Genomic DNA, 15,027 nt, shown 5'->3' with positions numbered 1-15,027 from the left:
GAGGGGGGTATTGTGCCGTTTTACGCCCCCAGTGCAGGGGACACTTTGTAGTGTTTGTGCGTGGGGTGGGGTAACCGTCTTACTTGACGGCACCAGCGATGCTGAAGATCGGCATGTAGAGCGCGATGACCATGCCACCAATGACCACGCCGAGGAACGCGATCATGAGCGGCTCAATGGCCGCCGTGAGCTGCTCCGTGGCCGTCTGCACCTCTTCGTCGTAGAAGTCAGCGATCTTGTCGAGCATGACCTCGAGCGAGCCGGCATCCTCACCGACAGCGATCATCTGGGTGACCATCGCGGGGAACACGGGCTGCGCCAGCAGCGGGCCAGAGATGGACTGCCCCTGGCGCACTGATTCGGCGACTTCGTTGAGCGCGTTCTCAATCACCCAGTTACCCGAGGTCTCACCCACGATCTTAAGAGCCTGCAGGATCGGGACACCCGCACCGATCATGTTGGAGAAGTTACGGGCGAAGCGCGCAACAGCAACCTTCTGTAACAGTGGCCCGAACACCGGGAGCTTGAGCATGATGGGATCTTTGACCTTGCGTACCGCGAGTGTGTTCTTGTTCTTGCGCCACCACACGGCAATTACGATGATCACGACGGCTAGTACCGGCACCACCCAAACCATTGATTCAGACAACACAACGAGCAGCTGGGTAGGCGCGGGCAGCTCGCTGCCGAGCCCCGAGAACATGTCTTTGAAGATCGGCACGATGAAGATCAACATGATAAGCACGGCACCGAGTGACATCACGAGCACGATGATCGGGTAGGTCAGTGCCGACTTGATGGTGTTGGTGAGCTTGAGCTCCTTCTCGAAGTTTGCCGCTATGGATTCCAAGGCCCCGTCGAGGAATCCGCCGGTCTCACCCGCTCGCACCATGTTGATCATGATCGGCGGAAAATCTTTACTATGCTTGCCGAAGGCATCCGAGACCGAAGTACCCGTCTCGACGTCGTCGCGGACCTGGCCCAGAACCTTGGCGAGAGGCTTGCTCTCGGTCTGTTCCGCCAGGATGTTGAGCGTGCGCAGCAGCGAGAGGCCTGAACCGATCATCGTCGCCATCTGGCGGCTCATGATCGCGAGGTCTTTGAGTCCTATGCCCTTGCTCAGGCCGGGGATTGCGATCTCTCTATTGAGGCCTGTTCCTTGGACGGACTCCGAAATGGAGATGGGCGAGATGCCCATGGTGTTCAGCCGTGATGCGACTGCCGCCTCGCTGGAGGCATCCACCTTGCCCTTGACCACTTTGCCCTTGGAGTCGCGCCCCGTGTAGGCATACGCCTGTGCTGTAGCCACTAGCGCACCACCTGCGAGTACGAGTCACCGAAGTCGATGCCGCTGGCCGCCATCGCGCGAGCGGATGCCTCGGTAGGTGATTCAACGCGGTGGATGAGACGGCTCAGTCCGTCGGGATCGTGCGCCTTGTCTTCGGCGGCCTTGCGCGTGATCTGCCCAGAGTCGACCAGGTCGGCCAGGTGCTGGTCCATGGTGTGCATGCCGGAGTCCCGGCCGGCCTGCATCATCGACGAGATCTGATAGGTCTTGCCCTCGCGGATGAGGTTGGCGATAGCCGGCGTCGTCATCAGCACCTCGGTGGCGACGACACGGCCGCGGCCGTTGGCCTTCTTCACGAGCGTCTGACAGACGACGCCCTGCAGGGTTGCGGCGAGCTGAGCGCGCACCTGGTCCTGGGCGTGCGGCGGGAACACGTCGATGACGCGGTCGATGGTCTGCGGGGCATCCTGCGTGTGCAGGGTGGCGAACACGAGGTGACCGGTCTCGGCGGCCGTGAGGGCCACGGAAATGGTCTCCAAGTCGCGGAGCTCACCGATGAGGATGACGTCGGGGTCCTGACGCAGCACGTGCTTGAGCGCGGCGGCGAAGCTGTGCGTGTCGTGCCCCACCTCGCGTTGGTTGACCAGTGACATCTTGTGGTTGTGCAAGAACTCGATGGGGTCTTCGACTGTCACGATGTGGTCGGCCCGCGTGCTGTTCACGAGGTCGATCATGGCGGCCAGCGTCGTCGACTTGCCCGAACCGGTCGGGCCGGTCACGAGCACCAAGCCACGCGGCAGCTTGGCGAAATTGCCGACCGACTCTGGCACGCCGAGGTCTTTCAGCTGCTTGATCTCGGTGGGGATCAGGCGGAATGCTGCTCCGACCGCACCACGTTGCTGGTAGAAGTTCACCCGGAATCGGGCGTTCGCCGAGATCGTATAGGCGAAGTCGAGCTCGAGGTGCTTCTCGAAGTTCTCCTTCTGCAACGGGGAGAGCAGGGAGTACAGCGCACCAAGCACCTTGTCGCGCGACCACGGCACAGTGCTGCCGGCCGGACGGAGCCCACCATCGACGCGAAGCATGGGTGGCGCGTTCACGGTGAGGTGCAAGTCGGATGCCCTCTGCAAGACAACCTCCTGGAGCGCCGCAACGAGTTCGGGGTCGGCATCCTTGAGCGCTGCACGCTCGGCGATCGTCATGGTGTCTTCTGCCGACCCAGAAGCGGATGCCGCATCCGCTGTCGGTGCCGGAATCGCCACTGTCGCAATGGGCGTGGTCGGTGCAGGTGCTACGAAGGTCGGCGGCGTGAACAACGGCTCTGACACTGTGAGAACGGGGGGCGTCAGCAGCTCGTCCGGTGCGTCGATGACGGGGACCGTGAGATCAGGGGCAGCAAGCACGGCATCTGCGGCAGGCGCCGTGAACGCGTCGGCTGCAGCAAGGGCTGCACGCCGACCGCCCGGGACGATGCTCGGGGTGTCGAAGTCAGAGGCTGGAGGCGCGGAGACCGGCGGCGCGAATGGCTCCCCCACAATGTCGATAGCCTCGGTCGGCAGGTCGGCTGGCAGGTCGCTCAGGGCGTCCGGAGCAGGGATCGTGTACGAGTTCGACGCGGACAGCGGCGCCCCGAAGATGGCGGCAGCCTGCGCTGCGAGACGAGCGGCAGCGGAGTCACCGGAGAGTGCTGCAGCTGCAGCTGCGGAGCTCGCAAGACTGGCGGCACCCGCCGCACCGGCCGCGACCGCACCGATTGCGTTGGCCGCACTTGTCGCACCCGTCACACCGGCATCAAAGCCCGGCAGTGCTGCCGCTGTGGTGGCCGCAGCCCCTGCAGCAGTTGCTGCGCTGAACGCGGAATCTGGGCTGATCACCGGAATGACCGCCGTGGGTGGATCGAAATCGACGGGTGGCAGCGTGAAGCTGGGCTGCGCGCTGAAGTCCGCTGGAGCGGTGAACCCAGGCACAGTGAGTCCCGGAGCCGAAATGTTGAGGTCATCGAGCGAAAAGGCTGGCGCAGCGGATGCCGCCGCGTAGTCGTCGATCTCATACGTCGGCTGGGTCGACGGTGCCGCATAGGTGTTGGGAATCAGCGAGCTGTCGTCGGAATCGAGAGACCATGCGTTTCGGGCCGGAACGTCAATAACCGAGGTCTCGGCATCCGACAGGTCGTATGTCGGCGGTACGAATGCCGCAGGGATCGACGCTGAGGCATCAGTGGTGAACGACCCTGAGGCCGCTCCTCCGAATGCCGGCGCGCCCGCGGGCGGAACGGAGTATGACGGTGCTTCGAAGGTGGGCGGCGTCAGACCGGGAGCCTCGTCGGCCAACGCCGCGTCAGCGGAGAAGAGACCCTGCAGCATTTCGATGCCGACCGACGCACCCGACTCGGCCGAAATCGGCGCGGGGGTGAGCCCCGGCGTCGGCGCATCGAACAGGATCGAGTCGAACGGGGATGACGAATCCGGATTCGATGGTGTGTACGACGGCGTTGCCAGTTTGGGAGTCCACCCTTCAGCGTCGTCACCGGGAGGTGTCACAGGAATCTCGAAAATAGGCTTGTCCATGTTGCCTCCCCTTTCGTTCGCGAGCGGCACTATGCCACGACTCGCAAAATTTCTTCGATCGAAGTCAGGCCCATTTTGGCCTTCTCCCAGCCGTCTTCGCGGAGGGTGATCATGCCCTGCTCGCGTGCGGTGCGCCCGATCTCGGCGCTGGATGCTCGCGCGACGGCCATCCGCTCGATCTCTTCGCTCACCGTCATGACCTCATGCACCGCGATTCGGCCGCGGTAACCGGTATTCGAGCAGTTGGTGCAACCGATCGGCTGGTACACGGTGGGCAGCGGCAGGTACGGGTCGTAGCTGAAGCGCAGCCTCGTGAGGTACTCGGGATCGAGCACGGCGGGCTGCTTGCAGCGATCGCAAAGCCGGCGAGCCAATCGCTGAGCGACAACGCAGTCGAGCGCGGAGCCGACCAGGAACGGTTCGATGTCCATCTCGGTCAGACGCGTGATGGCGCTCGGCGCGTCGTTGGTGTGCAAGGTTGAGAGCACGAGGTGCCCGGTGAGCGACGCTTCAATGGCGATCTGCGCGGTCTCGTGGTCGCGGATCTCACCGAGCAGAACGACATCCGGGTCGCTTCGCAGGATGGATCGCAGCGCGCTGGCGAACGTCAGGCCGGCCTTCGGATTCACCTGAACCTGGTTGATGCCCTTCATGCGGTACTCGACCGGGTCCTCAACAGTGATGACGTTGATCTCTGGCCGAGCGACAGCACCGAGGGTGGTGTACAGGGTGGTCGACTTGCCAGAACCCGTCGGACCGGTGACCAGGATCATGCCGTACGGCTTGGTATACGAAGACTTGTACGCCTCGAAGTTGCGCTCGAGCAAGGCGAGGTCACGCACGTTGAGGCTGGTGTTGGAGTTGTCGAGGATTCGCATGACGACCTTTTCGCCCCACACCGTGGGCAGGGTCGCCACACGCAGGTCGATCTTGCGGCCACCGTGGCTGACCGACATGCGGCCGTCCTGAGGTTTGCGACGCTCGGCGATGTCGATGTCGCTCATGATCTTGAGGCGCGAAATGACACCGTTCTGGATGCTCTTGGGCGCGCTCTGCATTTCATGCAGCACGCCGTCGATGCGGTAGCGCACTCCGACATCGTGTTCGGCCGGCTCGATGTGGATGTCGGAGGCCTTGTCCTGGATGGCCTGGCTCACCAGCAGATTCACGAAACGCACGATGGGCGCGTCATCGTCGACTGAATCGGTGTTGCCGAACGTCGTTGTCTCTGCGGGGGCACTCTCTTCCTCGAGAGTGGTTGTCAGGTTACTGAGCTCGTCGTCGGCACGGTGGTAGCGGGCGATTGCGGCAAGCAAGTCGGCGCGCTCGGCGACGATCGGGTAGACCGGCATCCGTGCAGCTGCACGCACGTCATCAATCGCGAAGACGTTGCCCGGATCGACCATGGCAAGCAGCAGCCGACCCTGATCGACACCGATCGGGATGACCTCGTGGCGGCGGCAGACAGTGGCATTCACCAGGGCGACGGCCACACGGTCGACGGGGTACTCGAGAAGCTCGACAAATGGCAGGTTGGCCTGCGCTGCGCGCGCCTTTGCGAACTGCATTTCGGTGATCACACCGGAGTCGACAAGTGTGCGCACGGCGCTTTCGTCTGCCGGATCACCGGCCAGGAGCGTATCGAGATGCTCAATGGGCAAGAGGCCGTGCAGAATCAGGATTTCGGTGAGTGTTGCCACGCGTTCCTCCCCCGGGAAGAGAGTTGCATTTCGGTAGCCATCGAGCGCCAGCTACGAACTGGGTAGGCGAACGCACGAGACCTGGTGTTGATACGCAACAATGTGTCGTTACGCAACAGTCGAGCGTATAGCCGGCGGGTGGGTCTGCAATAGAACCCCGATCAGGGGGTGAAAGTGACGGATGTGACGGATCTTGCAGGTGTGACGGACGTGATGTATGAGATCCATGTGACGTGTGTGACAGGTTCGGGGCGAGTTGCGTGGGGGCGTGGAGGCGTGCGTCCGAACCGAGCAGGATTGGAGAAGCACCCCTGTGCGCTTCGGCCTAGCCTGTCAACAACAACCGAGGGCGACGACGCCGGCACAGTCCACCAGGTGCAATGCAGTCGCACAGCAGAAGGGGAACACAGAAATGCTCACTAAAGATGCCAGCTCCGAATCCGCATCCACCGGTTTCACAGCAGCGGAGCACGCCGCGATGAAGCAGCGCGCCGCAGAGCTTCGCGCTGAGGGCAAGTCGGGCGTCAAGAAGGCAGACGGGCTGCAAGGCGTGCTCGACGCCATCAACAAGATGGATCCTGAAGACCGTGCGCTTGCCGAACGCGTGCACGTCGTTGCGACGACCAACGCCCCAGACCTCTCGCCCAAGACCTGGTACGGGATGCCCGCATACACGAACGCCGACGGCAAAGTTGTGTTCTGCTTCAAGAACGCCGGCAAGTTCAGCACGCGCTACTCAACCCTGGAATTTCAGGATGCCGCCCACCTCGATGACGGCGAGATCTGGCCGGTCTCGTTCGCGCTGCAGACCTGGAGTCCTGCGGTGGAGAAACGAGTCGTCGAACTCATCTCCGCCGCTATCGCCTGAGGCGAATGCTGCTACGCAGCGCCGAAGATCGTGTTCACCATGTCGTGCGTGTAGCCGTCCGGACTTGCGTTGACCCACTTGGTCGCGATCCAGATTCCGTCGCGGATGAAGTGGGATTCTCCCCAGCTTGCGCCATCATCGGAGCGCTCCGTGACACAGCGGAGACCGTCCAGCTCGTCGTAGCAGGGAAACCCCAATGACCCGATCGACGCGGTGAGGTCGGCCTGCTGCTCTGCAGTGATCGATGCCACGTTGGTGATGATGCCCTGTCCGCTTCCCCCGACCTCGCTTGCCCAATTGCAGATCAGTACCGTTGCGTCCTGCAGCTGGGTGGACAGGGTGCTGTCAGTGGCAACCCGCGGGCCGCTATCTGGGCCAGAGGTCCATGCCGGGTTGAGTACCAGCGGCGCGAGGGATGACGCCCAGTCAGTCGTGTAGAGATCGGTGCAGTCGGTGGGGATGCGGGAATCGGTTTGCGCGGCATCCGTTGGCACCGGTGTTGCCGGGCCGAGCTGGATCGTTGGGTTGCTGCTGGGCTGCGGACGGCCGGTTTCGCCGCTGGCGCTGGGCGCTGTTGCGCCTCCTCGCCAGACAACGAGGACGACGATGACCGCCGCCAGGAGCACGGCGGCGGCAACGGTCAGCAGAGCCGTGCCCACGCGCTTTCGTGTAGCAGGGGTGATCGGTGTCTTGTCAGAACTCATCCGGCAGCGCCTTCCGTGAAACGTTGCTCCACCTTATCGGGGAGGCGCCTGGGTTCCGCACCCGCCAAACGCACAATGGCCCCCTGCCGAAGCAGGAGGCCATTGCGATCACACGCTAGTGACTAGGTCACACGCTGGTTAGTTGTACGTACCGGGCGTGAAGTCATCCGAGCTGAAGCTGTCGAAATCGACGAAGCTCAGGTCGCCTTCGTTGAAGGCGGCCTCATCTGTGAAGATGCGGTTCGGGTAACGCTCAGCCTTGGCTTCTTCGGTTGCCTCGACGGTGACGTCGCGGTAACGCGGGAGACCGGTTCCGGCCGGGATCAACTTACCGATGATCACGTTCTCCTTGAGGCCCATCAGCGGGTCGCTCTTGCCTTCCATGGCCGCCTGGGTCAGAACCCGGGTGGTCTCCTGGAAGGAAGCGGCCGACAGCCACGACTCGGTTGCCAGTGAAGCCTTGGTGATACCCATGACTTCCTGACGAGCCGAAGCCGTCTTCTTGCCCTCGGTGAGTGCAGCGCGGTTGAGCTCGTTGTACTTCAGGCGATCGACAAGCTCACCAGGAAGCAGGCCGGTGTCGCCGTGCTCGACGACGGTGACCTTGCGAAGCATCTGACGAACGATGACCTCGATGTGCTTGTCGTGGATCGGTACACCCTGCGAGCGGTAGACATCCTGCACGCCACCGACGAGGTGCTTCTGCACCTCACGGACACCCTTGACACGAAGTACTTCCTTCGGGTCAACGGCACCGACGATGATCTGCGATCCGAGCTCGACGTGCTGGCCATCCTCAACGAGGAGGGTCGAACGCTTGAGCACGGGGTACGCGATCGCTTCGTCGCCGTTGTCAGGCGTCAGGATCACCTTGCGGCTGCGGTCAGTGTCTTCGATCGTGATGCGACCAGAGGCCTCAACGATCGGTGACGCACCCTTGGGGGTACGAGCCTCGAAGAGCTCCTGGACGCGGGGCAGACCCTGGGTGATGTCATCTGCTGATGCCGAACCACCGGTGTGGAACGTACGCATCGTCAGCTGGGTACCAGGCTCACCGATCGACTGTGCGGCGATAATACCGACGGCCTCACCGATGTCAACGAGCAGACCGGTTGCGAGTGAACGGCCGTAGCAGACCGCACACACACCGACTGCTGATTCACAGGTCAGAACCGAGCGCACCTTGATATTCTCGACACCTGCTGCAACCAGCTTGTCGATCATCACGTCACCGACGTCGTCGCCAGCTTCAGCGACAACCTCGCCCTTGGCGTTAACCGCGGCGGCAGCCAGGCTGCGAGCGTAAACAGCGTTCTCGACGTTGGGGTGGCGAACCAGTGTCCCGTTCGAGTCGACAGTCGCGATCGGCAGCTCAAGACCCTTGGTCGTACCGCAGTCGTCTTCGCGGATGATGACATCCTGCGAGACGTCAACGAGACGACGCGTGAGGTAACCGGAGTCAGCGGTACGCAGAGCGGTGTCAGCCAGACCCTTACGAGCACCGTGAGTAGCAATGAAGTACTCGGCGACGGACAGGCCTTCGCGGTAGCTCGAGATGATCGGGCGAGGGATGATCTCACCCTTCGGGTTGTTCACCAGGCCTCGCATACCGGCGATGTTACGAACCTGCAGCCAGTTACCACGAGCACCAGAGGTGACCATGCGGTTGATGGTGTTGTCGGCCGGGAAGTTCTCCTGCATGGCCTTAGCAACGTCTTCCGTTGCCTTGGTCCAGATCTGGATGAGCTCCTGACGACGCTCGAGGTCGGTCGTGAGACCCTTCTCGAACTGCGACTGAACCTTAGCTGCCAGCTTCTCGTAGCCGGCAACGATCTGCGGCTTGCTCGGCGGGGTCAGGATGTCGCTGAGAGCAACGGTCACACCTGAACGCGTGGCCCAGTAGAAACCGGCGTCCTTGATGTTGTCGAGTGCTGTAGCAACCTGAACCTTCGGGTACCGCTCTGCGAGGTCGTTGACGATCGCAGAGATGGTGCCCTTGTCGGCAACGTTCTCGAAGTACGGGTAGTCGGACGGGAGCGTCTCGTTGAAGATTGCGCGACCGAGAGTGGTGTTCACCAGAACAACGCCCTCTGCCTTGCCGTCGACGAGCTCGACACCGTCGGGCTGAGTGCCCTCGGTGAAGTACTTGTCGGTGAGGCGGATGCGAACCTTGGCGTTCAGGTCGAGCGACTTCTGGTCGAAAGCGAGGATCGCTTCTGAGACAGAGGAGAACGCGCGGCCTTCGCCGATGACGCCTTCCTTGAGCGTGGTCAGGTGGTGCAGACCGATGATCATGTCCTGTGTGGGCAGGGTCACCGGGCGGCCGTCTGACGGCTTCAGGATGTTGTTCGATGCGAGCATCAGGATGCGAGCTTCAGCCTGTGCCTCGACGGACAGCGGCAGGTGAACTGCCATCTGGTCACCGTCGAAGTCAGCGTTGAACGCAGCACACACGAGCGGGTGCAGCTGAATGGCCTTACCCTCAACGAGCTGAGGCTCGAAGGCCTGGATGCCCAGGCGGTGCAGGGTTGGTGCGCGGTTCAGCAGTACCGGACGCTCACGGATGATCTCTTCGAGCACGTCCCAGACCTGCGGACGTGAACGCTCGACCATGCGCTTTGCAGCCTTGATGTTCTGAGCGTGGCTCAGGTCGATCAGGCGCTTGATGACGAACGGCTTGAAGAGCTCCAGAGCCATCTGCTTGGGCAGACCACACTGGTGCAGCTTCAGCTGCGGGCCAACGATGATGACCGAACGGCCAGAGTAGTCAACGCGCTTACCGAGCAGGTTCTGACGGAAACGACCCTGCTTACCCTTGAGCATGTCGCTCAGGGACTTGAGGGCGCGGTTACCGGTACCGGTGACCGGGCGACCACGGCGACCGTTGTCGAACAGTGCGTCGACGGCCTCCTGCAGCATCCGCTTCTCGTTGTTCACGATGATCTCGGGGGCACCGAGGTCAAGGAGGCGACGCAGGCGGTTGTTGCGGTTGATCACGCGACGGTAGAGGTCGTTGAGGTCAGAGGTCGCGAAGCGGCCACCGTCGAGCTGCACCATCGGGCGCAGTTCCGGCGGGATGACGGGCACAACGTCGAGCACCATCGCGGCCGGCGAGTTGCCGGTCATGATGAATGCGTTGACGACGCGCAGACGCTTGATCGCACGGATCTTCTTCTGGCCCTTGCCCTCAGCGATCTGCAGGTGCAGGTTTTCGCTTTCGGTGACCAGGTCGAATGCCTCAAGGCGCTTCTTGATGGCTTCGGCGCCCATGTAGGCCTCGAAGTACATACCGAAGCGGTCCTGCAGCTCGTGGAAGACCGAGTCCTCAGGCTTCAGGTCGCCGACCTTCAGCGTGCGGAAGTCTTCCCACACGCGCTCGAGGTGAGCGATCTGCTCGTCGAGAGACTTGCGGACCTGGCTCATCTCCTTCTCAGCGGCGTCCTTGGTGCGCTTCTTCTGGTCGCTCTTCGCACCCTCAGCCTCAAGGGCTGCGAGGTCGTTCTCAAGGCGCGCCAGACGGTCAGCGATACGTGAGTCGCGCTGGCCCTCCAGGGTCTTGATCTCGAGGCGAAGTTCGTTCTCCAGTCCAGGCATGTCCTGGTGGCGTCCGTCTTCGTCCACGGTGATGACCATGTATGCGGCGAAGTAGATGACCTTCTCGAGGTCCTTCGGTGCCATGTCCAGCAGGTAGCCGAGGCGGGAAGGAACACCCTTGAAGTACCAGATGTGAGTGACGGGAGCAGCGAGCTCAATGTGGCCCATGCGCTCGCGGCGCACAGACGACTTGGTGACCTCTACGCCACAGCGCTCACAAACGATGCCTTTGAAGCGCACACGCTTGTACTTGCCACAGGAGCACTCCCAGTCGCGGGAAGGACCGAAGATCTGTTCGCCGAACAGACCGTCCTTCTCGGGCTTGAGCGTGCGGTAGTTGATAGTTTCGGGCTTCTTGACCTCACCATGTGACCAACGACGAATGTCGTCAGCGGTAGCCAGGCCAATGCGAAGCTCGTCAAAAGTTGTTACGTCGAGCAATTTCTCTCCTTGGAAAGTTTTTCGGAGTCGATTCAGTGGCCAGGCTTAGATGTCGTCGATTGACGACGACTCAAACCGGGTGGAAATGTTGATGCCGAGTTCCTCAGCAGCACGGAAGACTTCGTCATCCGTGTCGCGCAGGCTCACTGCCGTGCCGTCTGCCGAGAGGACCTCGACGTTCAAGCACAGCGACTGCATTTCCTTGATCAGAACCTTGAAGCTCTCTGGAATACCAGGTTCCTGAATGTTCTCGCCCTTGACGATTGCTTCGTACACCTTGACGCGGCCGAGGATGTCGTCGGACTTGATGGTCAGGAGTTCCTGAAGTGCGTATGCGGCGCCATATGCTTCGAGCGCCCACACCTCCATCTCACCGAAACGCTGTCCACCGAACTGTGCCTTACCACCCAGCGGCTGCTGCGTGATCATGGAGTACGGACCGGTCGAACGAGCGTGGATCTTGTCGTCGACGAGGTGGTGCAGCTTCAGGATGTACATGTAACCGACCGAAACAGGGTTCGGGAACGGCTCGCCGGAGCGGCCGTCGAACAGCTGAGTCTTACCGGAGCGACCGATCAGGCGGTCACCATCGCGCGTCAGAGTCGTTGAGTCAAGAAGACCCTCGATTTCCTGCTCGAGTGCACCGTCGAATACCGGGGTTGCAACCTTGGTGCCCGGTGCAGCGCTGTGCGCAGCCTCTGGCAGCTTGGCAGCCCACTTCGGCTTACCCTCGACCTTCCAACCCTGCTTGGCAATCCAGCCAAGGTGGGTTTCGAGGACCTGGCCGAAGTTCATTCGACCCGGGATACCGAGCGGGTTGAGGATGATGTCAACCGGGGTACCGTCTGCGAGGAACGGCATGTCTTCAACGGGGAGAATCTTGGAGATAACACCCTTGTTGCCGTGACGTCCAGCGAGCTTGTCACCTTCGGTGATCTTGCGCTTCTGGGCGATGAATACGACAACACGCTGGTTGACGCCTGAGCCGAGCTCGTCGTCGCCGTCCTGCGAGTCGAAGACCTTGACACCGATGATCGTTCCACGCTCACCGTGGGGAACCTTGAGGCTCGTGTCGCGAACTTCGCGGCTCTTCTCGTTGAAGATCGCACGGAGCAGGCGCTCCTCAGCGGAGAGCTCGGTCTCGCCCTTAGGCGTGACCTTGCCGACGAGGATGTCGCCGGGGCGAACCTCTGCACCGATGCGGATGATGCCACGCTCGTCGAGGTCTGCAAGCAGATCCGGCGAAACGTTGGGCAGGTCGCGAGTGATCTCTTCCTTGCCCAGCTTGGTGTCGCGAGCGTCAACTTCGTACTCTTCGATGTGAATCGAGGAGAGAACGTCGTCCTTCACCAGGTTCTGGCTCAGGATGATCGCGTCCTCGAAGTTGTGGCCTTCCCACGGCATGAATGCCACGAGGAGGTTCTTTCCGAGTGCGAGCTCACCGTTGTCGGTGGCGGGACCATCAGCGATAACCTCGCCGACCTCAATGCGGTCGCCCGCATTGACGATGACGCGGTTGTTGTAGCTGGTGCCCTGGTTGGCGCGGTTGAACTTGCGCAGGTAGTACTCCTGCGTTCCACCCTCGTCGAGCTGGACGGTAACGACGTCAGCCGAAACCTCCATGACAACGCCAGCCTTGTCGGCGGTGACAACGTCACCGGCGTCAATGGCTGCGTAGCCCTCCATACCGGTACCGACGAGCGGGCTGTCGCTGCGAAGCAGGGGGACGGCCTGACGCTGCATGTTGGCACCCATGAGTGCGCGGTTAGCATCGTCGTGCTCGAGGAACGGGATGAGCGATGTACCGACCGACACCATCTGGCGCGGCGAGACATCCATGTAGCCGATCTCGTCGTGCGGGATGAGGTCGACCTCTCCACCCTTCTTACGGGCCAGAACGCGGTCTTCAGCGAAGCGTGCGTCCTTGGTCAGCGGGGCGTTGGCCTGCGCGACGATGTACTCGTCTTCTTCGCTTGCCGTGAGGTAGTCGATCGTTGCGGTGACAACGCCATCAACAACGCGGCGGTACGGAGTCTCAATGAAACCGAATGCGTTGATGCGAGCGAACGATGCGAGTGAACCGATCAGACCGATGTTCGGGCCTTCAGGGGTTTCGATGGGGCACATACGGCCGTAGTGCGACGGGTGAACGTCTCGCACCTCGACACCTGCGCGGTCACGTGACAGACCACCCGGGCCCAGCGCGGACAGACGACGCTTGTGCGTCAGGCCGGCGAGCGGGTTGTTCTGGTCCATGAACTGCGACAGCTGCGACGTACCGAAGAACTCCTTGATCGCGGCAACGACGGGGCGCACGTTGATCAGGGTCTGCGGGGTGATCGCTTCGATGTCCTGCGTGGTCATACGCTCGCGAACGACGCGCTCCATGCGGGACAGACCGGTGCGAACCTGGTTCTGGATCAGCTCGCCAACCGCGCGGATGCGACGGTTACCGAAGTGGTCGATGTCATCGACGTCGAGACGGATGTCGACCGGCTTGCCCTCGCGGGTACCCGGAAGCGTCGTCTGGTTGTCGTGCAGGGCGACGAGGTACTTGATGGTCGACAGGATGTCCTGAAGGGTCAGTACCGAGTCGGACAGCGGAGCCTCAAGGCCGAGCTTGCGGTTGATCTTGTAACGACCAACCTTTGCCAGGTCGTAACGCTTCGAGTTGAAGTAGAAGTTGTCCAGCAGCGCGCGGGCAGCTTCAGCAGCAACCTGCTCGCCCGGGCGGAGCTTGCGGTAGATGTCCTTGAGGGCCTCTTCCTTCGTGAGGATGGCATCCTTCTCAAGGGTCAGCTCGATGGACGCGTAGCCCTTGAACTCTTCGAGGATCTCTTCGCTCGTGAGGCCGAGGGCCTTCAAGAAGACAGTGACCGACTGCTTGCGCTTGCGGTCGATGCGAACGCCGACCTGGTCGCGCTTGTCGATCTCGAATTCGAGCCATGCACCACGGCTCGGGATGACGCGAGCAGAGTAGATGTCCTTGTCAGACGTCTTCTCCTGCTGGCGCTCGAAGTACACACCAGGTGAACGCACGAGCTGTGAAACGACGACACGCTCGGTGCCGTTGATCACGAAGGTGCCCTTGGGGGTCATCAACGGGAAGTCGCCCATGAAAACGGTCTGGGTCTTGATCTCACCGGTGAGGTGGTTCATGAACTCAGCGTTGACGTAGAGCGGTGCGGAGTAGGTCTTACCCTTTTCCTTGCACTCGTCGATGGTGTACTTTTCCGGCTCGAGCTCCGGGTTCGTGAACGACAGCTGCATCGTTTCGCCGAGGTCTTCGATCGGAGAGATCTCTTCGAAGATCTCGTCGAGGCCGGTGCGGCTCGGGAGGTCTTGACGACCGACCTTCTGCGCCTCGGCGACGCGCTGTTTCCAGCCGTCGTTCCCAACGAGCCAGTCAAAGCTCTCGGTCTGCAAAGCGAGCAGATCCGGAACAGTGAGAGTATCGGTGATCTTTGCGAACGAAAGACGCCCAGCTGAGCGGCCGTTCTTGGGTGAGTTGGTGGTTGCGTTGCGCGCAGCAGCCAAGGAAATAACCTCCGTGGACCCCGTCAGGTCTAGTTACTGGTAGTAATGGAGTACTCCACAGACCCTCTGAGATTTCGCGGGTAATAAAACCGTTGACACCTCAATGAGAGATGTGCGTCAAGGTGGCTTGAGCACGCAAAGCCGACCGCAATATGAAGGCAGAGGTTTGTCTGGGAGCGCAAAGATCAAGCATAGGCGCTCTGACGCGCCGTGTCTACCCAAATGTTGACCTGCTCCGTATTCTCGGGTATAACCCAGCTTCGTCGACCCCTCGGGCCCCATTCCGGCACGCGAAACCGGAGTTGTGGTCGTTATGGCGGGGCCATAA

Annotated in this window: 7 protein-coding genes; 1 reads left to right on the top strand and 6 read right to left on the bottom strand. The window is 61.7% G+C overall.

Translation table 11 applies throughout. The features are described 5' to 3' along the window. Positions 1-79: 79 nt before the first annotated feature. From ACMT3I_RS00035 to ACMT3I_RS00025, 3 genes are read right to left on the bottom strand one after another with little or no spacing between them, the layout of a single operon-like run. Entirely contained in the window at positions 80-1,309 is a 1,230-nt protein-coding gene (locus ACMT3I_RS00035) for a type II secretion system F family protein (RefSeq protein WP_414802403.1), read from the bottom strand. Further along, positions 1,309-3,855 carry a type IV pilus twitching motility protein PilT gene (locus ACMT3I_RS00030; protein ID WP_414802402.1) on the bottom strand — a complete coding sequence of 849 codons (2,547 nt, stop codon included), beginning with the start codon at positions 3,853-3,855 and terminating at the stop codon, positions 1,309-1,311. Before ACMT3I_RS00030 ends, ACMT3I_RS00035 begins: the two co-directional genes overlap by 1 nt. Before the next feature lie 29 nt (positions 3,856-3,884). Then, positions 3,885-5,555 carry a GspE/PulE family protein gene (locus ACMT3I_RS00025; protein WP_414802401.1) on the bottom strand — a complete coding sequence of 557 codons (1,671 nt, stop codon included), beginning with the start codon at positions 5,553-5,555 and terminating at the stop codon, positions 3,885-3,887. Between the two features lie 412 nt (positions 5,556-5,967). On the opposite strand from ACMT3I_RS00025, the gene ACMT3I_RS00020 reads away from it, so the two are divergent. Next, entirely contained in the window at positions 5,968-6,423 is a 456-nt protein-coding gene (locus ACMT3I_RS00020) for an iron chaperone (RefSeq protein WP_414802400.1), read from the top strand. Between the two features lie 11 nt (positions 6,424-6,434). Here ACMT3I_RS00020 and ACMT3I_RS00015 read toward each other — a convergent pair whose 3' ends face one another. The 3 genes from ACMT3I_RS00015 to rpoB all read right to left on the bottom strand — a co-directional run bounded on the left by ACMT3I_RS00015 (position 6,435) and on the right by rpoB (position 14,699). Then, positions 6,435-7,127 carry a hypothetical protein gene (locus ACMT3I_RS00015; protein WP_414802399.1) on the bottom strand — a complete coding sequence of 231 codons (693 nt, stop codon included), beginning with the start codon at positions 7,125-7,127 and terminating at the stop codon, positions 6,435-6,437. Positions 7,128-7,265: 138 nt separating this feature from the next. After that, positions 7,266-11,162: a DNA-directed RNA polymerase subunit beta' gene (locus tag ACMT3I_RS00010; RefSeq protein ID WP_414802398.1), complete on the bottom strand. Its 3,897-nt coding sequence runs from the start codon at positions 11,160-11,162 to the stop codon at positions 7,266-7,268. Positions 11,163-11,207: 45 nt separating this feature from the next. Then, positions 11,208-14,699 (bottom strand): DNA-directed RNA polymerase subunit beta, encoded by a 3,492-nt coding sequence (rpoB, locus tag ACMT3I_RS00005; RefSeq protein ID WP_414802397.1) that lies wholly within the window; start codon positions 14,697-14,699, stop codon positions 11,208-11,210. Positions 14,700-15,027 lie beyond the last annotated feature (328 nt).

It is taken from the genome of Leifsonia sp. A12D58, from assembly GCF_047530025.1.
Taxonomy (GTDB): Bacteria; Actinomycetota; Actinomycetes; order Actinomycetales; family Microbacteriaceae; genus Cryobacterium.
This window is presented reverse-complemented; position numbering and strand designations above follow the sequence as displayed.